18 protein-coding genes are annotated in these 21,144 nt (G+C 64.6%); 9 read left to right on the top strand and 9 right to left on the bottom strand.

Annotation, left to right across the window (positions count from 1 at the left end; genetic code table 11):
- Nucleotides 1–13: 13 nt before the first annotated feature.
- Genes ctaD through GA566_RS22925 form a run of 4 tightly spaced genes read left to right on the top strand, consistent with a single transcriptional unit; the run spans nt 14 to nt 3,520 of the window.
- Entirely contained in the window at nt 14–1,777 is a 1,764-nt protein-coding gene (ctaD, locus tag GA566_RS22940; RefSeq protein WP_160474119.1) for a cytochrome c oxidase subunit I, read from the top strand.
- A complete protein-coding gene (locus GA566_RS22935; protein WP_137924548.1) occupies nt 1,774–2,439 on the top strand; it encodes a cytochrome c oxidase subunit 3 in 666 nt (221 codons plus the stop codon). The genes ctaD and GA566_RS22935 overlap by 4 nt, the downstream gene beginning before the upstream one ends.
- A 13-nt stretch (nt 2,440–2,452) precedes the next feature.
- Complete coding sequence (locus GA566_RS22930) at nt 2,453–3,145, top strand: heme-copper oxidase subunit III family protein (protein WP_137924547.1); 693 nt, start codon at nt 2,453–2,455, stop codon at nt 3,143–3,145.
- Nucleotides 3,146–3,154: 9 nt separating this feature from the next.
- On the top strand, nt 3,155–3,520 hold the full coding sequence (locus GA566_RS22925) for a cytochrome C oxidase subunit IV family protein (protein ID WP_160474118.1): 366 nt from the start codon (nt 3,155–3,157) through the stop codon (nt 3,518–3,520).
- Between the two features lie 39 nt (nt 3,521–3,559).
- Here GA566_RS22925 and GA566_RS22920 read toward each other — a convergent pair whose 3' ends face one another.
- Nucleotides 3,560–4,987, bottom strand: a complete 1,428-nt coding sequence (locus tag GA566_RS22920; RefSeq protein WP_137924574.1) for an NAD-dependent succinate-semialdehyde dehydrogenase — start codon at nt 4,985–4,987, stop codon at nt 3,560–3,562.
- 243 nt (nt 4,988–5,230) lie between these two features.
- Between GA566_RS22920 and GA566_RS22915 the strand changes: the two genes are divergently transcribed.
- The 4 genes from GA566_RS22915 (at nt 5,231) to GA566_RS22900 (ending at nt 9,609) form a co-directional block, all read left to right on the top strand.
- Complete coding sequence (locus tag GA566_RS22915; RefSeq protein WP_160474117.1) at nt 5,231–6,682, top strand: MATE family efflux transporter; 1,452 nt, start codon at nt 5,231–5,233, stop codon at nt 6,680–6,682.
- Nucleotides 6,683–7,136: 454 nt separating this feature from the next.
- Nucleotides 7,137–7,598, top strand: a complete 462-nt coding sequence (locus GA566_RS22910; protein WP_137924544.1) for a tripartite tricarboxylate transporter TctB family protein — start codon at nt 7,137–7,139, stop codon at nt 7,596–7,598.
- Nucleotides 7,599–7,611: 13 nt separating this feature from the next.
- Nucleotides 7,612–9,114, top strand: a complete 1,503-nt coding sequence (locus GA566_RS22905) for a tripartite tricarboxylate transporter permease (RefSeq protein WP_137924543.1) — start codon at nt 7,612–7,614, stop codon at nt 9,112–9,114.
- A 195-nt stretch (nt 9,115–9,309) separates the two neighbouring features.
- Nucleotides 9,310–9,609 carry a PadR family transcriptional regulator gene (locus GA566_RS22900; protein ID WP_137924542.1) on the top strand — a complete coding sequence of 100 codons (300 nt, stop codon included), beginning with the start codon at nt 9,310–9,312 and terminating at the stop codon, nt 9,607–9,609.
- 70 nt (nt 9,610–9,679) lie between these two features.
- Here GA566_RS22900 and GA566_RS22895 read toward each other — a convergent pair whose 3' ends face one another.
- From GA566_RS22895 to GA566_RS22860, 8 genes are all read right to left on the bottom strand, one after another.
- Nucleotides 9,680–10,474 carry a DUF4397 domain-containing protein gene (locus GA566_RS22895; protein ID WP_137924541.1) on the bottom strand — a complete coding sequence of 265 codons (795 nt, stop codon included), beginning with the start codon at nt 10,472–10,474 and terminating at the stop codon, nt 9,680–9,682.
- Between the two features lie 311 nt (nt 10,475–10,785).
- Nucleotides 10,786–11,802, bottom strand: coding sequence for a PleD family two-component system response regulator (locus GA566_RS22890; protein WP_160474116.1), 1,017 nt, complete (start codon nt 11,800–11,802; stop codon nt 10,786–10,788).
- A 38-nt stretch (nt 11,803–11,840) separates the two neighbouring features.
- Complete coding sequence (locus GA566_RS22885; protein ID WP_160474115.1) at nt 11,841–12,875, bottom strand: chemotaxis response regulator protein-glutamate methylesterase; 1,035 nt, start codon at nt 12,873–12,875, stop codon at nt 11,841–11,843.
- Nucleotides 12,872–15,184 (bottom strand): hybrid sensor histidine kinase/response regulator, encoded by a 2,313-nt coding sequence (locus tag GA566_RS22880; protein ID WP_160474114.1) that lies wholly within the window; start codon nt 15,182–15,184, stop codon nt 12,872–12,874. The genes GA566_RS22885 and GA566_RS22880 overlap by 4 nt, the downstream gene beginning before the upstream one ends.
- Entirely contained in the window at nt 15,181–15,879 is a 699-nt protein-coding gene (locus GA566_RS22875) for a chemotaxis protein CheW (RefSeq protein ID WP_160474113.1), read from the bottom strand. The genes GA566_RS22880 and GA566_RS22875 overlap by 4 nt, the downstream gene beginning before the upstream one ends.
- Complete coding sequence (locus GA566_RS22870) at nt 15,872–17,143, bottom strand: protein-glutamate O-methyltransferase CheR (protein WP_160474112.1); 1,272 nt, start codon at nt 17,141–17,143, stop codon at nt 15,872–15,874. The genes GA566_RS22875 and GA566_RS22870 overlap by 8 nt, the downstream gene beginning before the upstream one ends.
- Nucleotides 17,140–17,619 (bottom strand): chemotaxis protein CheW, encoded by a 480-nt coding sequence (locus GA566_RS22865; protein ID WP_160474111.1) that lies wholly within the window; start codon nt 17,617–17,619, stop codon nt 17,140–17,142. The genes GA566_RS22870 and GA566_RS22865 overlap by 4 nt, the downstream gene beginning before the upstream one ends.
- Before the next feature lie 18 nt (nt 17,620–17,637).
- Nucleotides 17,638–19,257: a methyl-accepting chemotaxis protein gene (locus GA566_RS22860; RefSeq protein WP_212745226.1), complete on the bottom strand. Its 1,620-nt coding sequence runs from the start codon at nt 19,255–19,257 to the stop codon at nt 17,638–17,640.
- 289 nt (nt 19,258–19,546) lie between these two features.
- Here GA566_RS22860 and GA566_RS22855 point away from each other — a divergent pair, with 289 nt between their 5' ends.
- Nucleotides 19,547–20,872 (top strand): bifunctional diguanylate cyclase/phosphodiesterase, encoded by a 1,326-nt coding sequence (locus GA566_RS22855; RefSeq protein WP_137924573.1) that lies wholly within the window; start codon nt 19,547–19,549, stop codon nt 20,870–20,872.
- The last annotated feature ends 272 nt before the right edge of the window (nt 20,873–21,144 follow it).

The raw sequence follows: 21,144 nt of genomic DNA, 5'->3' as shown, positions 1-21,144 counted from the left end.
CAGGAGGGAAACGATGGCCTACGCCGATCACGATACCCACCATGATCACGGTCCGCAGAGTTTCTGGACGCGCTATATCTGGAGCCAGGACCACAAGGTGATTGCGGTGCAGTACACGCTGGTTGCGATCTTCGTGGGACTGGTGGGCGTGCTGCTGTCGAATCTCATGCGCATGCAGCTCGGCTTTCCGGGCAAGTTCGATTTCATCGACGCCAACCGCTACTACCAGTACGTGACGATGCACGGGATGATCATGGTGATCTACCTGCTGACGGCACTGTTTCTCGGCGGTTTCGGCAACTACCTGATTCCGCTGATGGTGGGCGCGCGAGACATGGTGTTCCCGTTCCTCAACATGCTGAGTTTCTGGGTCTACTTCCTGTCGGTCATCGTGTTGCTGGCGAGCTTCTTCGTACCGGGTGGGCCAACGGGCGCGGGCTGGACGCTGTATCCGCCGCAGTCGATCCTGCCCGGCACACCGGGGCATGACTGGGGCATCATCATGATGCTCGCGTCGCTGGTGATCTTTATCGTCGCAGCCACGATGGGCGGCCTGAACTATGTGACCACGGTGTTGCAGGCGCGTACCGAAGGCATGACCTTGTTGCGCATGCCGCTGTCGGTGTGGGGCATCTTCATGGCGACGATCCTTGCGCTGCTGGCGTTTCCGGCGCTGTTCGTGTCGGGCGTGATGATGCTGCTGGACAAGACACTGGGTACGAGCTTCTTCATGCCTGCCGTGGTGTCGATGGGCCAGCAGCTCAACTACAAGGGCGGCAGCCCGCTGCTGTTCCAGCACCTGTTCTGGTTCTTCGGCCATCCGGAAGTCTATATCGTGGCGCTGCCGGCGTTCGGCATCGTCTCCGATCTGGTCAGCGTGCATTCGCGCAAGAGCATCTTCGGGTATCGCACCATGGTCTGGGCGATCCTGGCGATTGGCCTGTTGTCCGTGGTCGTGTGGGCGCACCATATGTTCGTGAGCGGCATGAATCCGTACTTCGGCTTCTTCTTTGCCACGACCACGCTGATCATTGCCGTGCCCACGGCCATCAAGGTCTATAACTGGGTGATCACGCTATGGCGGGGCGATATCCATTTCACGGTGCCGATGCTGTTCGCCATCGCGTTTATCAGCACGTTCGTGATCGGCGGATTGACCGGACTGTTCCTCGGCAATGTCAGCGTGGACATTCCGCTGTCGAACACCTACTTCGTGGTGGCGCACTTTCACATGGTGATGGGTGTCTCGCCGATCCTCGTTGTCTTTGGCGGGCTCTATCACTGGTATCCGAAAGTCACCGGACGCATGCTGAACGACACGCTCGGCCGCATCCATTTCTGGGTCACGTTCGTTGGCACGTACGCGATTTTCTTTCCGATGCACTACCTCGGTGTGCTCGGCATGCCGCGCCGTTACTACGCGTGGGACAACTACAGCTTCATCCCCGAATCCGCGCATACGATGAACATGTATATCTCCATCGCGGCTTTCATCGTGGCGGCGGCGCAGTTGCTGTTCGTCTTCAACCTGTTCTGGAGCCTGCGGCGTGGCGAGCCTGCCGGTGCCAATCCGTGGCGTGCGGCATCGCTCGAATGGCAGACAGCCGAGACGCCGCCCGGTCATGGCAACTGGGGACCGCATCTGCCCGTGGTGTACCGCTGGGCCTATGCGTACAGCGTACCCGGTGCCAAGGATGACTACATCGCGCAGAACGCGCCGCCCGAGGCGGGCGGTGCCGAACCCGAACCGCATTCGAGCCGGGGGGCCGTCGCATGAATCCCGATGCCACCGCTACGCAAAGCAATCCCGGCGTGTTCCGTGTCTCGCGTGAATCGCCGGGCAGTGGGCCTGGTGGCGATGCCACGCAGGGACGTGGACACCCGGCACCGGGCAGTATCGGCTTGTGGGTGTTCATGGCCGTGGTCACGTCGCTGTTTGCGCTGTTTCTCGCGGCGTACGTGATGCGGATGGATAGTCCGGACTGGCATCGCATTGCGTTGCCTTGGCAGGTGTGGCTTTCCACTGCATTGCTGATGGGTGCGAGCGTGGCCATGGCCGTGGCATCGCGCGCAGCACGCGCCGGACGCATGGCCGATGCGCGCCGTGCGTTGCGGCTGGGGGCGCTGGGTGCGGCGGCATTCGTCGGTTCGCAGTTGTGGGCGTGGAGTGCGCTGCATGCGATACAGGTGGGCTTTGCGAGCCATCCGGCCGGCAGCTTCTTCTACCTGCTCACGGCGATGCATGGCTTGCACATGCTTGGTGGATTGATCGGCTACACGGTGGTGGCATCCGACCGGGGCAGCGGCGTGCGCACGCAGACGCGCATCGCGCTCTGCGCGCGTTACTGGCACTTCCTGCTCGCGGTATGGCTGGTGCTGCTGGCAACGCTCGGATGGCTGACGCCCGAGCTTGTGGACTTTATCTGCGGCAGGGGATGAAGGAGGTACGCCGATGAGTTCGCAAGTCACTACCCACGCCAACGCCGCCGGCCACGCGCCGGCGGGGCTCCGCGGCCTTGTGGCGGACTGGTCCTCGGACCAGCGCGCGTTCAAGGTGTCGTGGGGCAAGGCCATGATGTGGATATTCCTGCTGTCCGACACCTTCGTCTTCAGCTGCTTCCTGATCGGCTATATGACCGTGCGCATGACCACCACGGTGCCGTGGCCCAATCCGAGCGAGGTCTTCGCGCTCGACATCGCCGGGCAGCCCGTGCCGCTGATCCTGATCGCGATCATGACGTTCGTGCTGATCACAAGCAGCGGCACCATGGCGATGGCGGTCAATTATGCGTACCGTCGGCAACCGCTGCAATGCGCGTATCTGATGCTGGCGACGGCGTGGCTGGGCGAGGTCTTCGTCTGCATGCAGGCATTCGAATGGACCAAGCTGATACAGGAAGGCGTGCGGCCCTGGGGCAATCCGATGGGTGCCGAGCAGTTCGGCTCCACGTTTTTCATGATCACGGGCTTTCACGGGTTCCACGTGACCTGCGGCGTGATCTATCTGCTGGTGATAGCGAGCAAGGTGCTGCGCGGCCACTACCACGCCAGCGGCAACTACCAGGCCGTGGAGATCGCCGGGCTGTACTGGCACTTCGTGGATCTGGTCTGGGTGTTTATCTTCGCGCTCTACTATCTCTGGTGAGGTCAAGCCATGTCGAGCAATCCAGGAATACCGGCCACGTCACACGACGGCGACGATGCGTCTGCGAGTCACGAAGGCCAGCAGCATCCGATCGGGCTCTACCTCAAGGTGTGGGTGCTGCTGTTCGTGTTGTCCACGCTGTCATACATGGTGGACTACTTCCATGTGGGCGGCGTATTGCGCTGGACGCTGATCCTCGTCTTCATGGCGTTGAAGGCGGGGCTCATCATCTCTGTGTTCATGCACATGGCATGGGAGCGCATGGCGCTGATGTGGGCCATCCTGCTGCCGCCGCTCTGCCTGCTGGTGTTGCTGTGGCTCATGGCCGCAGAGGCGGACTACACATTCCTGCTGCGCGGGGAATTCTTCAAGTAAGGCGCGCTCCCCGCCGCGTGGGAGAGGAGCGCGACAGGCTTAGACCTGCGTGATGAACTTGGTTACGAGGTAGCCATCGAAGGTTTCCTGGCCGCCTTCGCTGCCGATGCCAGAATCCTTGATGCCGCCGAACGGCGTCTCGGACAGCGCCATGCCGAAGTGGTTGATGTTGACCATGCCGGCTTCGAGCCCGTTCGATACCTGGTGCGCGGTCTTCAGCGAGTTCGTAAACACATACGAGGCCAGGCCGAACGGCAGGCTGTTGGCGCGGCGCAGCACTTCCTCGGTGTCCTTGAACCGCGTGACCGGCGCCACCGGACCGAACGGCTCTTCGGTCATCAGCATCGAATCGTCGGGCAGTTCGGTCACGACGGTCGGGGCAAAGAAGAAGCCCTTGTCGCCAATGCGCGAACCGCCCGCCACGACCTTGCCGCCGCGCTGGCTGGCGTTGTCGAGGAACTGCTCCATCGATGCGATACGGCGCTCATGGGCCAGCGGTCCCATCTGCGTGCCATCGTCGAGGCCATTGCCGACCTTGATCGAGCCGATGACTTCGGTGAAGCGCGCCAGGAACTTGTCATACGCCTTTTCCTGGACGTAGAAGCGCGTTGGCGACACGCAGACCTGACCGGCATTGCGCAGCTTGAAACGCGCGAGCATCTCTGCAGCCGGTTCGATATCGGCATCGTCGAACACGATCACCGGCGAGTGGCCACCCAGTTCCATCGTCACGCGCTTCATGTGCGCACCGGCCAGTGCGGCCAGTTGTTTGCCCACGGGCACCGAACCCGTGAACGAGATCTTGCGCACGATGGGCGATTCGATCAGGTAGGTGGAGATTTCGCCCGGCACGCCCCAGACGATGTTCAGCACGCCCGGGGGCAGTCCTGCATCGTGGAACAGTCGGGCCAGCGCCACGACGGCGCTCGGGGAATCTTCCGGGCCCTTCAGGATCAGCGTGCAACCGGCGCCGATGGCGGCAACGATCTTGCGGATGGCCTGGTTGAACGGGAAATTCCACGGCGTGAAGGCAGCACAGACGCCGATGGGCTCGCGCACCACGATCTGGCGGACGGCCGGGTTGCGCGGCGGAATCACGCGGCCATAGATGCGGCGGCATTCCTCGGCATGCCACTCGGCGTGCTCGGCGCAGATGGTGACTTCGCCGATGGCTTCGGCCAGCGGCTTGCCCTGGTCCAGCGTGATATCACGGCCGATTTCACGCGCACGGGTGCGGGTCAGTTCTGCCACGCGGCGCAGGATGCCGGAGCGCTCCAGCGGCGACGTCTTCTTCCAGCTTTCAAAAGCGCGTTGTGCGGCAGCCAGTGCCCGGTCGAGGTCGGCGGTGGTGGCATGCGGCAGTTTGCCCAGCACTTCCTGCGTGGCGGGATTGATGACGTCCTGCTCGCGCCGGCCGCCGCCCGATACGAATTCACCATCGATGTAGAGGGCCAGATCCTGGTACATCATGCGTAGCTCCTGAGGGGATGGAACGGCGCGCCGCACCGGGCTCACCGAAGAAAACCGCAAGCTTAACGCTTAGGCGCCACGCGCGCACAGAGATCATCGCTGGCCGATAATCGGACGAGGCGCATCCCGTGTGTGTCAGCGCGGCGGCAATGGCGGTACGCAGGGCGATTCATTAGACTGACGAGTCCAAATCCTTCGCGCGAGTCAGCAATTGTTGCGGCGCGGAAATCCACACCTTCGATGAAACCCGACGCCAGACTGACCACCGGCCCGATTGGCCGCACGCTATTGATGTTTTCGCTGCCTGTGCTGGGCAGCAACATCCTGCAGTCGCTCAATGCCTCGATCAATTCGATCTGGGTCGGGCGCTTTCTTGGCGAGGCGGCGCTCACCGCCACGTCGAATGCCAACATCATCCTGTTCTTCCTGCTCGGGGTGGTGTTCGGCATCAGCATGGCCAACACGATCCTGATCGGGCAGGCGATCGGGGCGCGCGACATCGACGAGGCCCGGCGCGTGGTGGGTACGGGCACCACGTTCTTCGTGGCGCTCTCGGTCCTGGCGGCGGCACTCGGCTATATCTTCACGCCCGACATCCTGGCTGCCATGCAGACGCCTGCGGATGCCGCACCGCTGGCCGTGAGCTATCTGCGCATCATCTTCATCGCGCTGCCGTTCATGTACTTCTACAACTTCGTGATGATGACGCTGCGCGGCGCCGGGGATTCGCGCACCCCGTTCTACTTCATGTTGATGTCGGCCGTGCTCGATGTGGTGCTCAATCCGATCCTGATCTTCGGCGTGGGTCCGATTCCCGCGCTTGGCATTGCCGGCTCCGCGCTGGCCACGCTGATTGCCCAGTTGACGAGCCTGGCGGCGATGATCGTCACGCTCTATCGCCGCAAGCACTTCCTGCTGCTGCATCGCACGCAGCTTGGTTTGCTCATACCCGACACGGCCATCCTGCGCGCGCTGGTTGCCAAGGGGCTGCCGATGGGCTTGCAGATGGTGGTGATCTCGTCATCGGCCATCGTGATGATGTCGCTGGTCAATGCCTATGGGTCGCAGACCACGGCGGCGTATGGCGTGGCTTCGCAACTCTGGACCTACGTGCAGATGCCTGCGTTGGCCGTGGGCGCCAGTGTGTCGTCGATGGTGGCGCAGAACGTGGGGGCAGGGCTGTGGGCGCGCGTCTCGCGTATCACGCAGGTGGGGCTGCTGTTCAACGTGGCGATGACGGGCGCACTGGTGGCGCTGATCTATCTTTTCAATCGCCACTCGCTCGGACTCTTTCTTGGCGACGATGGCGTGGCCATCGAAATCGCGCAGCACGTGAACCGCGTGGTGCTGTGGTCGTTCATCCTGTTCGGATTCACCATCGTGGTGTTCGGTACGGTGCGTGCCACGGGCGCGGTGATGGCACCGCTGGTGATCCTCTTCATCTCCATGTGGGTCATCCGGCTGCCGTTCGCGTGGCTGCTGGGGCCGCACATCGGTGCCGAATCGATCTGGTGGAGTTTCCCGCTTGGATCGATCGTGTCGGTGGTGCTGGCCTTTGCGTACTACCGCTTCGGCAACTGGAAAAGCAGTCATATCCTGCCGACCATGCCACATGCCGAAGCTGTGGGGCAGGCGGCCGACACCAGCATGGGCACACCATGCGAAGACGCGGCCACCGATCCGGTGCGCTAGTTCGACGCGTCAATCCAGCGGTCAATCGCATCGAAGGGTGTTTGCACACATCCTTCGGTGCGTTCACATGACCGGACATATGACCTCTGCGGTGGCGCCGGCCCTCACGCCGTAAGCGAGCCGAAAGCTTCAAACGTCTCCGCGACGGCCATCCTGCGCCCACGCGCGATCTTCCCTTTCATCCGCCTTACTGCCTCGCCTTTCAATTGGCTTGCGCCTCACGTGCATCGCTCGCGCAAATATATCATGTTGTGATGTATTTGGAAAAACCGCATACGTATCGGGGATCGGTGAATACCCTGAATGCCAGACAAATGAAAGGCCGCTGAAAGATCACGTTCTTATCTTTCGCAGCGTCGCGAGTCGAACGCGTCCGTATCGCGCGTTCGCGTGTGGCACGTCTGAGCCGGCGTGCCATGCGGTAACGCCTTTCATACTTTTGAGGAGAATCGTTTTGCGCATACGTAGCCAAAAGGACTTTGCCTCCGGCCTGATGTTCATTCTGGTCGGCCTGGGCTTTTCCTTCGTCGCGCGCGGCTATTCGATGGGAACAGCCGCCAAGATGGGACCGGGATATTTTCCGTTCCTGCTCGGTCTCGTACTCGCGCTGCTGGGCGCGGTCGTGGCAATCGGATCGCTGTCGTCCAAGGGCGAAGCAGACCATCTGGCCCGCTGGGATCTGAAGATCCTGCTGTGGATCCTGGGTTCGGTCGTACTGTTCGGCCTGCTGCTCAAGCCGCTCGGCATGGTGCTGTCGGTGTTCGTGCTGGTGCTGGTGTCGTCGATGGCAAGCCATGAGTTCAGCTGGAAGGGCGCGCTGCTTAACGGCGTGGTGCTCGTGCTGATCAGCATGGGCGCCTTCGTGTACGGCATCAACCTGCAGATGCCGGTCTGGCCTGCCTTCATCACCGGCTAAGGAGTCGCATCAAATGGAATTGTTCGAACACCTTGCCTTGGGGTTTTCCACGGCATTGTCGCTGCAGAACCTCGCCTATGCGTTCCTGGGCTGCGTGCTCGGTACGCTGATCGGCGTGCTGCCCGGCCTGGGACCTCTGGCTACCATCGCGATGCTGTTGCCGGTGACGTACTCGCTGCCGCCGGTGGCTGCGCTGATCATGCTGGCCGGTATCTACTACGGCGCGCAGTACGGTGGTTCCACCACCGCCATTCTGGTGAACCTGCCGGGCGAATCGTCGTCGGTGGTGACCACGATCGACGGCTATCAGATGGCGCGGCGCGGTCGTGCCGGTGTGGCGCTGGCCACTGCCGGTCTGGGCTCGTTCTTCGCTGGCTGCGTGGCCACGCTGATCCTGGCTGCATTCGCTACGCCGCTGTCGGAACTCGCGTTCAAGTTCGGCCCTGCCGAATACTTCTCGCTGATGATTCTCGGCCTGATCGGTGCGGTGGTGCTGGCTTCGGGTTCGCTGCCGAAGGCGGTGTCGATGATCGTGCTGGGCCTGCTGATGGGCCTGATCGGCACCGACGTGAACTCGGGCGCTGCGCGCTTCTCGTTCGACGTACCTGAACTGACCGACGGCATCGACTTCGTGGCACTGGCCATGGGTATGTTCGGCTTCGCGGAAATCATCGCGAACCTGGAGCAGAAGGAAGCCCGTGAGACGTTCACGAACAAGGTGACGAACCTGTTCCCGACCAAGGAAGACTTCCGCCGCATGATCCCGGCCGTGCTGCGTGGCACGGTGCTGGGTTCGGCGCTGGGCATTCTCCCGGGTGGCGGTGCGGCACTGGCGTCGTTTGCAGCGTACTCGCTGGAAAAGAAGACGTCGAAGTACGCTCACGAGTTTGGCAAGGGCGCCATCGAAGGCGTGGCAGGTCCGGAATCGGCGAACAACGCCGCGGCACAGACCTCGTTCATTCCGCTGCTGACGCTTGGCATTCCGCCCAACGCCGTGATGGCGCTGATGGTGGGCGCGATGACCATCCACAACATCCAGCCGGGTCCGCAGGTCATGACCAGCAACCCGTCGCTGTTCTGGGGCCTGATCGCCTCGATGTGGATCGGTAACCTGATGCTGATCATCCTGAACCTGCCGATGATCGGTATCTGGGTGAAGCTGCTGACCGTGCCGTATCGCTTCCTGTATCCGGCCATCCTGACGTTCTGCTGCATCGGCGTGTACTCCGTGAACAACCAGACGTTCGACGTGTTCATGGCAGCCGCCTTCGGCGTGATCGGCTATCTGTTCCTGAAGTTGAAGTGCGAGCCGGCGCCGCTGCTGCTCGGCTTTGTGCTGGGACCGATGATGGAAGAGAACTTCCGCCGCACGCTGCTGCTGTCGCGTGGCGAGTTCTCGGTGTTCTTCACCCGTCCGCTGTCGCTGGGCCTGCTGATTGCAGCCGCTGCGCTGGTGGCCGTGGTGGCCCTGCCGTCGATCAAGGCCAAGCGCGAAGAAGCGTTCCAGGAAGAATAACGCTCCGTGGCGTTCCTGAACTGCGCCGGCGGCATGCGTGCATGCCGGTGACTCTGTAGCAAGCTTTCGGGGTGCCCTAGCGCACCCCGTTTTTTTGGCTCGAACACCTTTTGAAGGATGCCCGACTGCGGCAGCAGTCATGGGCTGCGCAAGATGATACTGACTCCCGCACCATTGGCTGCGTCGACTGCGCCCATGAGAACACCATCGCTAGAAAAGATCGTTTCCCGGCTCCACATCCTCAAGATCGTGCAGACGCGTCCCAGCACCGTCTTCAACTTGATGGAACGCCTGCGCGAGCGCGGCATCGACAAGAACATTCGCGCGTTGCGCCCGATCCTGCGCAGCCTGATGATGGCGCGCGCGATCACCGCCGAACTGGTGGAAGGCAACGGCCGCGTCTATACGATCACGGACCAGGGCCGGGCGGAACTCGATGCGTACCTCACGCATCTGGCGGTGCTGAAGGACGATGTGCAGGCAAGCGCGGAGTAACGCTCCACGCGCAAGAAAAAAGGCCCGGATGCCGCAATGGCATCCGGGCTGCAGACTGCAGGCTACGTGATTACTGCGCAGCGGTTTGCGTCGTCACCAGTTCCTGAGCCGTCGTGTTGCTGGTGCTGCTCTGTGCCACCAGGACCTTGATGCGGTTCGGCACCACGGCGCCGATGCCGTCCACCGGGATCGTCGTGATCAGCCAGTCGTCGTTCTTGTTGATCGTCAGTGCGCCCGAGTCGAAGATCACCGTCTTCGTGCCAGCGGTGGTGATACGCAGCCGGTAGGTGCCGCCATCCACGTACTGCGAGTCCTGGGCCGAAGCCGGCACGGCATTCTTGTATGCCACGCCACCCATGTTCGGCGAAACCGAGTTGAGATCGACGGCCGGTTGGGTCAGGTAGACGTCGATGTTCTGCGCATTGACCGATGCATTGAAGGCGCGCACACGTGCCGACGTATCGAGCAGGCCCTTCCCATACGGATCGTCGATCTGCACGAGTTCAGGCGCGGTCAGGCCGGGCACTGCCACGATGGTGTACTTGTGGCCGGTGCGGGCGTCCACCGTGGTTTGTCCGAGCTGCGTGGAAGTGCCAGTGAGGTTCAGAGCGAAGAGGTTGTTGCCCGTCTCGACATTGTTGTAGCCGGAGACGGTCTTGTACGGGATGTTCTGCATCGACGTCAGTGCGCCGTTCTGCAGCACGTCGACATTGGGACCAGCCGTGACGGCATGGATCACGCGCACCGACGGCTTGCTCACGCCGATACGGTCGTCGATGCCGTCGTCGCCGCCACCGCACGCTGCCAGAACAGCCGTGGTTGCCAGTGCCAGGCCCAGAATAATTTTTCGCTTCATTTGTGTCATGGGTTTCACCTCTTGCCGTAGGGGATCAGGGGAGCGTGCGTTGGTTGCGCTTGCCTGATGCAACGATAGGCATCGCCGGATCACGCAGACAGACGCAGCGCGCCGATATCCCTGTCGGAGAAGTCCCACAAAATGGTTGCAAACCTGACACACGCGCGTACGTCCGCAGCATGTAGCGGATACAAGAAGCAGTTACTGAAAACGCAGGCGTGGCTTGGGATCTGGCGCCAGGGCGGGCTTGCGAGGCGGTTTGTGTCATGCACGGTACGCGCCTCGCAGCGTTTGCGCGTTGCGCGCAAACGTGGAAAAAACTACACCATCACCACCTGGTTGCGGCCATTGCGCTTGGCCTGGTAGAGGCCGGCGTCGGCCGCTTCGACGAGGCGATTGAAGTTCGCATCGCCATCGGGCACGATCACTGCGCCCCCGATGCTGACCGTGAGGAAGCTGCTGGTGGGTGAACCCGAGTGCGAGATCTGCAGCGTTTCAATCGCACGGCGCACCTTCTCCGCAAGCAGACGCGCACCACCGGGCGAGGTCGCCGGCAGGATCATCGAGAACTCCTCGCCGCCGAAGCGGGCCGGCAAATCGGCGGGACGCGCGCAGTTCTCGCGAATCACCGCGGCCACGCGGCGCAGTACCTCGTCGCCGGCAACGTGGCCGTAGGTGTCGTTGTACGCCTTGAAAGCATCGACATCGATCATCAACAGCGCAAGCTGCGTTTGTTCGCGCTGGGCGCGGCGCCACTCGGCACCCAGGTATTCGTCGAAATAGCGGCGGTTGGACAGGCCAGTCAGGCCATCGGAGTTCGTCAGGCGCTGCAGTTCGAGGTTCGTCTCCAGCAACTGCTGCTGGCTCTGCCGCAGTGCGCGATAGGCTTCGTCGCGTTGCAGCAGGTTCAGGTACGAGCGCGAGTGGTAGCGGATGCGCGCCACCAGCTCGATGGTGTCCGGCAGCTTGACCAGATAGTCGTTGGCACCGGCCGCGAACGCTGCGCTCTTCATCGTCGGCTCTTCCTTGGTGGACAGCACGATGATGGGGATGTCGCGCGTGCCCGGGTTCTCGCGGTAGCGGCGCACCAGCGTGAGTCCATCCGTGCCTGGCATGACGAGGTCCTGGAGGATCACGGTGGGCTGCGTGCGTTCGGCAACGGCCACGGCTTCGTCGGGTTGTGCGCAATAGTGGAAATCGATATCGGTCTCGTCCGCCAGCGCACGACGGATGGCCTCGCCAATGATGGCCTGGTCATCGACCAGCAGCACCATGGCCATGTACTCGGTCTTTGCATTGGCTGCGCCGTCGGCGCCATGGTTGAGTCTGGAAGTCATGTCGATTCCTTGTTCGCGTCTTTCTCGTCGTTCTTGCATTACCGGTCGCCGGTGTGGCCGGCTGTTGCGCTGCTGCATGCGCGGACCAGCCGCGGCGCAATGCGCGGCAGCGGCAGGATCTCGCTGGCGGCGCCGAGCATGGCTGCCGCCTTCGGCATGCCATATACGGCGCTGGTGGCCTGGTCCTGCGCGATGGTGAGGAAGCCGCGCTCGCGCATTGCCTTAAGTCCCTGCGCGCCGTCGCGGCCCATGCCGGTCAACAGCACGCCTATCGCATCGCCGCGCCAGTGTTCCACCACGCTTTCGAAGAACACGTCGATGGATGGGCGATACAGGTAGTCGCCGGGCTCCGCCGTATAGGCCATGCGGGCACCGGCCACCAGCCGCAGGTGATCGTTGGTGCCGGCCAGCAGCACGGTGCCGGCCTGCGGCGCTTCGCCCGCGCGCGCGATCCGTACCGGCAGCGGACATTGCGCATCGAGCCACTCGGCCATGCCTTGCGCAAAGGCTTCGTCCACGTGCTGCACGGCCACCACCGCCGCACTGAAGTTGGCGGGCAGGGCGCCCAGCAGTGCGGCCAGCGCGGCCGGACCACCGGCCGATGCGCCGATCGATACGAGCCGGAGCGCAGCGGGTGCCGATGTGGCCACGGCGAGCGGTTGCGTCGCGCGTATGCGACCACCGATGAGCCGGCCGATATTGCGGATCTTGCGCAACAGCGGACCCGCTGCAAGTCGCGCATCGGATTCGGTCAGCGTTGGTGTGTCCACCGCATCGATGGCGCCGTGGCCCATCGCATCGAATACCTGGTTGGCGTTGCGGCCCAGGTCCATGGTGACCACAACGATCGCGCATGGGGTGGCAGCCATGATGCGCCGCGTGGCTTCCACGCCGTCCATGACCGGCATCAGCAGGTCCATCAGGATCAGGTCCGGCGTCTGCGCCGCCGCCATCTGCACGCCCTGTTCGCCATTGGGGGCGACCCAGGCCACTTCAAGGTCGGAGTCGAGCGCCAGCGCCCGGCGCAATGCCGCAACCGCCAGTGCCGAATCATTGACGATGCCGATTTTCATGGACGTGCCTCGCCGATCAGGTCTCGCACGGCGTCCAGCAGTGCGGTGTCGTGGAAACTGCCCTTGGCCAGATAGTAGTCCGCTCCGGCCTGCATGCCGCGTTCGCGGTCCTGCTCGCGGTCCTTGTACGAAACGATCATCACGGGCAGGTGGGATAGTCGCGTATCGCCACGGATGCGGCCCACCAGTTCGATACCATCCATGCGCGGCATATCCACATCGGTGATGACGAGGTCGAAGACTTCAGCGCGCAGCACGTTCCAGCCATCCATGCCATCCACGGCCACGGCAACATCGTAGCCACGGCTGGCCAGCAGCTTGCGTTCGAGTTCGCGCACCGTCAGCGAATCGTCGATCACCAGCACGCGCTTGCGTGCCACGGCCGCTGCATCCGCGCCGCGCTGGCGCACGCGTTCGATGCGGCCTTCGGACACCAGCTTCTCCACCGAGCGCAGCATGTCCTCGACATCGAAGATCAGTACGGGCGTGCCGTCATCGGTCAGGCTGCCTGCGGCGATGTCCTTGATCTTGCCTAGAGTCTGCGCCAGCGGCTGCACCACCAGCATCCGCTCGCCCAGCATGCGATCGACGGCCACGCCATAGACACGGTCTTGTTCGCCGATGATCACCACGGGCACGGCCTCGCCATCCTGCCGCTTCTCGGGACGCTGCAGCAGTTGCGCGGCGCTGACCAGGCCCACGGGTCGCCCGTCATGCCGGAAGTGCTGATGCTGCTCGGTCTGTTCGATATCGTCGCGCTGCACGGCTACGGCGCGCAGCACGTGGCCCAGCGGGAAGGCATAGGCTTCACCAGCCACTTCCACCAGCAGCGCGCGCACCACGGAGAGCGTGAGCGGCAATTCGAGGATGAAGTGCAGCCCGGTGCCGGTTTGCTGCGAGAGCTTGAGACTGCCGCGCACGCCGCGCACCATGTCCTGCACGGCATCGAGCCCGACGCCACGTCCCGAGACTTCGGATACCTGCTCGCGCAGGCTGAAGCCGGGCAGCAGCAGGAATTCCAGCAACTCGGGCTGAGAGAGACGCGCCGCGGTTTCCGCCTGCGCCAGGCCGCGTCTGATGATCGTGGCGCGCAGGGCTTCGAGGTCCACGCCGGCGCCATCGTCGGCAATCTCGATGATGAGGCGGCCTGCGCTGTGGCGTGCGGAAAGCGTGATGCGGCCCTCGGTGGGCTTGCCTGCATCCCTCCGCGCTTCCGGCGATTCGATGCCGTGGTCCACGGCATTGCGCAGCAGATGGGCCAGCGGCGCATCGAGTTGTTCGAGAATGTCGCGGTCCACTTGCGTCTGTTCCCCGGACAGCACCAGATGCACGCTCTTGCCTAGCGCACGGCCCAGGTCGCGCACCATCCGCGAGTAGCCGGTGATGCCGTCCGACAGCGGACGCATGCGGCACGAGAGCGCAGTGTCATAGAGCTGGCGCGTCAGTCGGCTCGCGCGGTGATCGTACTGATCCAGTTCCTCCACGCGCTGCGACAATTGCTCCTGCCCGTCTTCGAGAAGCTGGCGCAGGTCCGCCAGCGCCGCACGCATGTGCGGTACCGAGCTTTCGGGGGAGTCGAGCAGCGTCTGGGCGCGATCCACGGCCTGCAACGCGCGCATCTGCTGACGGCGCATCTGCTGCATGCCGCCGCCGAACGGGCGCAGCCAGTGCGATTCCACCATGGCCTCGCCCGCCATGGCGAGCAAACGGTCCAGACGCTCGGCGCTGACGCGCAGCATGCGTTCCTGGGTATCGGCAAGCGGACTGGCTGGCAGCGGCGTAACGGGGGCGTCGGGTGGCTCGGTTGCTTCAGCCAGTGACGAAGGCGAACTCGATGTACCGTCGGCTTCCTCGATCGAAACCGTGGGCGGCGCCACGACCGGCGCCGGCGCGCTACCGGTGCCATCGAGCAGTGCGTTCGCATGGGCGATCCACGCATCGATCTCGGCGCGGCCATCGAGTTCGGGCCAGTTGAGGTTGCCGCCGGGCGGATGGCCGATGCGCTGCAGCAGGTCGGTGCCGGACAGTAGCGCGTCGATATGCGCGGGCGTCAGCACGATGCCGCCGCGCTGCGCGGCCACCAGACAATCTTCCATCACATGGGCCACGCGCACGCCGCCGTCGAGACCGACGATGCGCGCGGCGCCCTTGAGAGAATGGGCTGCGCGCATGCAGGCTTCAAGATGCGAGGCGGCAGTGGGGTCGCGTTCCAGCGCGAGCAGGCCCGCATTGAGTACCTCGGCCTGCGCCTCCGCCTCCATGGCAAACAGGTCGAGCATCGAAGCATCGCGCAACTGTTCGGGATTCATGTCAGGCTCCGCGACAGCGCGTGGCGCAGCAGTTCGGCATCGAGCAGTCCCACGCTGTGCGGACCGTGCGTGAAGATCGCCTGCGTGTAGCGCGCCGACGCGCGTGCCAGTGTGGAAGGCAGCGGCAGCAACGCGCTGCGTGGCACGTTTTCCACCCCGGCCACTTCGGCCACGGGCAACGCAATGGCATTACGGCCTTGTCCGAGAATCAGGAAGCGCGCAGCCGGCGGGTTGCCGTCCGCCTGCGGCGCGTCACCGAAGAGCAACGCCAGCGATATGCAGGTCAGCAGCGTGCCGCGCACTGCGGCCACACCCAGCAGCGCGGCATGCCGCCGATGCGGGAGCGAATGTACAGGGGCCGGCGCGGTGACCTCGCCCAGTGCGGCGGCAGGCAAGGCCAGCCATTCGTCGCCGATGCGGAAGATCAGCAGCGACTGCCCGTCGCGGCGGTCTGCCAGGGGCGCATGTTCCGTGGGCGGCTCCGCGATATCGCCGGCGTTGCCCAGCGCCAGGGAATCGAGCACGGTGACGGCGGCGCGCGCGTACACCGGGCAATTGCGGCAACGGAAATGCTCGGCCAGCAGCGGACAGGAGCGGTCACCGCCAGTGCCGATACGGCGCCAGCAGTCGTCGATGGTGCCGCTCAGGGCGGATACGGTTTGCGATGTGTGAGGTTGCACGATGGAATCAGCCATGGCTCAGGCGGGCATGACGTTGGGCACGCTGACGCAGGCGATGCGCACCGGCGGTATCGCCTTCCGTGTCGAGCAGGGCGGCCAGATGATAGAGCGCTTCCTCATGTCCGGGGTCGAGATAGACGGCCTTGCGATAGGCGGCATGTGCATCGGCGGCGCGGCCCGCTGCATCGTGCAGCACGCCGAGCAGGCACCAGCCGTTGGCCGACGCGCCATGGCCATCGAGGTAGTGGTGGCAGGCCACAGTGGCGGCGTCGAGTTCGCCGCGGTCCGCCTGGGCGGAAATGGCTTGCAGGGCCGCGGCATCGTCGGCCATGGCGACCGGGGCAGGGCGTGCCTCGGGCCGGGCGACGACGCGCGGCGCTGACAGGGCCGGAGCGGAGCGGCGAGGCGAGGGGAAGGCGGGCGAGGCAGGCGCGAAGCCCGGCATCGGGCCGGACATCGCAGGTGCCGCGTCGGGCTGCGCTGGCGCGGCATGGAACGCAAACGCCAGCGGGATGCCCGCGCTGCGCATGCCCTCGCGCGTCAGCAGGCTGGCCTCGGCGGGGCCGACGAAGATCATGCCGTCGGGCCGCACCAGCCGGCGCAGTGTCTGCACGGCGTGGCGCTGCGTGGCCGGATCGAAATAGATCAGCAGGTTGCGGCAGAACACCATAGGGTAGGGCGCCTCGCCGGCCAGCAGCGCAGGGTCCATGAGGTTGCCGGAGAGCAGGCGCACCTGCGCGCGAACTTTCTCGGCAAGTTGGTATCCGCCGGGGGCTGGCGTGAAGTGGCGCTCCCGGAAATCGAGCGGCTGGCCCCGGAACGCGTTGCTGCCATACAGTCCGGCGCGTGCGCGCGACAGGGCGCGGGCGGAGACGTCCACGGCATCCACGCGGAAGCGGTCGGGCGGCAGGCCGGCATCGAGCAGGGCCATGGCAATCGAATAAGGTTCTTCGCCGGTGGAGCAGGGCACGCTTAGCACGCGCAGCAGCCGCTCGCCCTCGCCCAGCACGCGATGCGCCGCCAGCCGGCCCAGTGCCAGGAGCGCCTCGCGATGGCGGAAGAACCAGGTTTCCGGTACCACCACGGCTTCGATCAGGGCCTGCAGTTCATCGCGCGTAGCGTGAAGCGTATTCCAATAGGCCGTTGCATCGTGCGCACCCACGGCCAGCCGGCGTTCCTCGACGGCACGCGCGATGACGGTTGGGCCAATCGCCGCCGCGTCGAGTCCGATCCGCTCCTTGAGCAGGGCTTCGATGGGTGACAGGGCGGGGTCCTTCATGTCGGCGCGACGCTGGGGAACAGCAGCGCATGGACGTCATCGGGCAGCAGCGTCGCCACGTGCACCCGCTGGATCAGCCCTCGCGCATCATGGCGGACCGGCCCCAGATATCGTGCGCTGCCCGCATCGATGCCGCTGTCGACGAAGGAATTGGGGTCGCAGCGCAGCGTGTCGGTGGCGTATTCCAGCCGCAGGCCAAGCAGGTGCTCCGCACCATCGAGTTCGGTGTGGGAAGGACGGCGGTAATGCACCAGTACGGTGCGTGTGCTGGTCCGTGCCGTAGCCGGTTGGCCGGTGGCGAGCGCGGTCAGGTCGATGACCGGCACGGGGCGGCCATGGCGCACCATGATGCCGCTGACCCATGCGGGCGCACCGGGTATCTGCTTGGTGGCGCCGAGCGGCAGCACTTCCGCTACCTCGACGCTATCCAGCGCGTAGTAGTCGGAACCGATACGGAAGAGCAGGAAAAGCGCCATGGGGGCTGCCGGCGGGCATCAGACCTTGAACCGAGACACGCCGCTGCGCAACTCGTTTGAAACCAGCGTCAGTTCGTCGATGGCCTGGCTCGACTGTCGCAGCGATTCCACAGTCTGCTGTGCGGCTTCGGAAAGCTGCATCAGCGCCTGGTTGATCTGCTCGGCGCCGCCTGCCTGGGCCTGCATGCCCTCGTTGACCATCTGCACGCGCGGCGCCAGCGTCTGCACCTGGCCGATGATCTGCGAGAGCTGGTCTCCTACCTGGGTGACTTCGGACATGCCGCGCCGCACTTCCTCCGAGAACTTGTCCATGCCCATCACGCCGGCGGCCACGGCCGACTGGATCTCGCGCACGATCTGCTCGATATCGTAGGTGGCCACGGCGGTCTGGTCCGCCAGCCGGCGGATTTCGGTGGCCACCACGGAGAAGCCACGGCCATACTCGCCGGCCTTCTCGGCCTCGATGGCCGCGTTGAGCGAGAGCAGGTTGGTCTGATCCGCCACGCGGGCGATGGTGGTGACCACGGTATTGATATTGCCGGCCTTCTCGTTGAGGGTGGCCAGGCGAGTGTTGACCGATCCGGCCGCCTCCATCACGTGATGCATGGTCGTTTCCATGCGCGACAGGCCAACCTGGCCCGTGCCGGCCAGCCCGGCCGTCTGCTCGGCGGCGTGCGACACCTCGCTCATGGTGCGGACCAGATCGCGCGCGGTGGCCGAGATCTCGCGCGAGGTGGCGCCAATCTGTGTGGTGGTGGCTGCCGTTTCGGTGGCCGTGGCCTGCTGCTGGCGTGCCGTGGCGGCAATCTCGTTGACCGAGGTAGTCACCTGGATGGCCGAGCGTTGCGCCTGACCGACCAGCGAAGTCAGCTCGCCGGCCATCTGGTTGAAGCCTTCCTCGACGGCCTGGAACTCGTCGCGGCGATTCAGCGCCATGCGCTGGCGCAGGTCGCCACCGCGCATGGTGGTCAGCAGCGCCACGATCGACCGCATCGGCTCGTTGATCGCCCGCAGCAGCAGGTAGCCGCAGATCACGGCGGCCAGCAGCGCAATCGCCAGGGCTACCTCGATGCCGATCTTGGCCGCGTTGACCGCGTGGTCGATGCCGGCCGCGGCGCGGTCGTTGACTGCGTTGTTATCGTTGACCAGTTCCTGCAGAATCTTGCGCCCGTCCAGCCAGATATCGTGGACGTTGCCGCGTAGCGCGGCCTCGGCGGTGGCCGTGTCCTTCCAGCGCGTGGGGTCCAGGTACGCCTGCGCCGCCTGGTCATATTTGGCGCGAAGTGCCTTGAACGCGGCGAAACGCACGCGATCTTCCTCGCGCGCGATGGATGCCTCGTAGCGGGCTTCCAGGTCGTTGAAGCGGCGCGTGGCGTCCTGGTTCTGCGCCAGCACCCCGGCGCGATGGTTGGTGTCGGCATCGGTGACGGCCTGCCAGGCCAGCACGTAGAACTCGCCCCAGATGCCACGCATGCCCGTGCTGTAGGCCAGCCCCGGCAGGGCGTCGGTGCGCATGACCGTGGCTTCGTGCTCGATGGCCGAGAGCCGGTTGTAGGCCACGACGCCCATGAGCGCCATGACCAGCAGGATGAAGGTGAAGCTTGCCAGGATGCGCGTGCGGAGGGTCCAGTGGTTCACGGTCGACGGTATCTCTTGTTGGGCGGCCGGCCATGTCCGGCAGGTTTGCGCTACCGGGCCGGCCGCCGTCGCACCTTGGGCGGGGGTATCCCGCGATCGGGTGGTGGGCGTTTGCGGCGTAGGGTACTGTAACGTCCGGAGCATTTCAACGGCGCCGGATCGCCGGCCACCCGGCCCGTTGCACCGGTGCGCGGCGGCAATTTGAATCGCTTGCTTTTTTCGGGGTTTTCGTCACACTTGCCAAATAGCTTGAGCGGGAAACATGTTCATCACAACAGATAGGGCAGGGATGGTGGCCAAGTCGGAGACGCAGGCGACTGGTGCCTTGCCGCCGGCGGATCTGGATCCGCTGACCGGCGTGGTTGCTCGCCAGGCATTCTTGAATCGGATCGAGACACGTCTGCAAGGCGAGACGAAGCCCCGTTTCGCCTTGTTGCTGGTGGGCATCGACGATTTCCGCGCCTTCAACGACATGCACGGCCACCAGGAAGGCGATGCCATCCTGCAACACGTGGCCCGCCGCCTGCGCGATGCCTCGCCGCGCGACGCCGTGGTTGGCCGCGTCGGCGGCGACGAATTCGGCGTGCTGCTCACCTCGATTTCCGATCCGACGCTGGTGCGCCACGTCAGCGCCGCCATCTTGTCGATGCTGTCAGCGCCCTTCGAGCGAGACGGCAACCGCCACCATGTCCTGGCCAGCCTGGGCGCCTGCGTGATGCCGGCCGGCGGCGAAACCACATCGGATGTCATGGCGGCGGCCAGCCTGGCCCTGGCACGTGCCAAGCACGACGGCGGCCGGACCATCCGCTTCTTCAAGCCGCAGATGCGCACGGACGTGACCACGCGGCTCTCGCTGGTGCAGGCCCTGCGCGAGGCATATGCCCAACGCCAGTTTGAATTGCTGTATCAGCCACAAGTAGACCTGCGCGATGGCCGCGTGGTGGGCGCCGAGGCGCTGATGCGCTGGCGCCATCCCACCCTGGGCCTGCTGACGCCGGCGGCGTTCATCGACGCGCTGGCGGCTAGCAGCGTGGCTGCCGACGTGGGCATGTGGTTGCTGCATACGGCCTGCGCACAGGCGCGGGCCTGGTCGCTGACCTTTCCCGATGCACCGCGCGTGGCCATCAACCTGTTTGCCGCGCAACTGGCCGAAAGCCGGTTGCTGACCGAAGTGCGGCATGTGCTCCGGGCACTGGAACTGCCGGCGGACCGGCTGGAGATCGAGATTACCGAAACCATCGCGCTGCAGCAGGGCGATGAGGTATCGGACCAGCTCCAGGCACTGCGCCGCGATGGCGTGACGCTGACCTGCGACGACTTCGGCACCGGCTACGCGTCGCTGAGTTTCCTGAAGACGTTCCCGGTGGACCGGCTCAAGATCGACCAGTCCTTCATCCGCAATGTCACCCACGACAATGTCGATGCCGCCATCACGCGGTCTGTGATCAACGTGGGCCAGAGCCTGAAGATCGGTGTGGTGGCCGAGGGCGTGGAGACGCCCGAGCAGCGCGATTTCCTGCTGGCCAACGGCTGCATCGAGGCTCAGGGTTATCTCTATGGCCGGCCCATGCCGGCCGACCGCCTGACCGATTTCCTGCGCAACCAGCCGCGCTGAGGTGGTGTCATGAGGTGGTGCGCTGAGGGACAGCAAGTCCCGCATGCGCCGCCTGGGCCTTCCGGCCCCATCGGCCAGTTTCGGCATTCGCCCCGCGTAATTTCCCCCTGATCTGCAAGACTTGTATCCGCCTTTGTCCCGCAAGCCCGGGCAAGGCGGGCGGGAAATATGTGCTTACAAGTTGCGGTACAGCTATCGGGTGTGGGTGACGTTATCCGATATAGGGTGCCTCCATGTAGTGCGGCGCCATGCCGTTCCGTACCAGGTAACCA

The organism is Cupriavidus sp. SW-Y-13 (assembly GCF_009793345.1).
GTDB lineage: Bacteria > Pseudomonadota > Gammaproteobacteria > Burkholderiales > Burkholderiaceae > Cupriavidus.
Note: the sequence above shows the minus strand (reverse complement) of the source record. Positions and strands in the feature narration are given on the sequence as shown.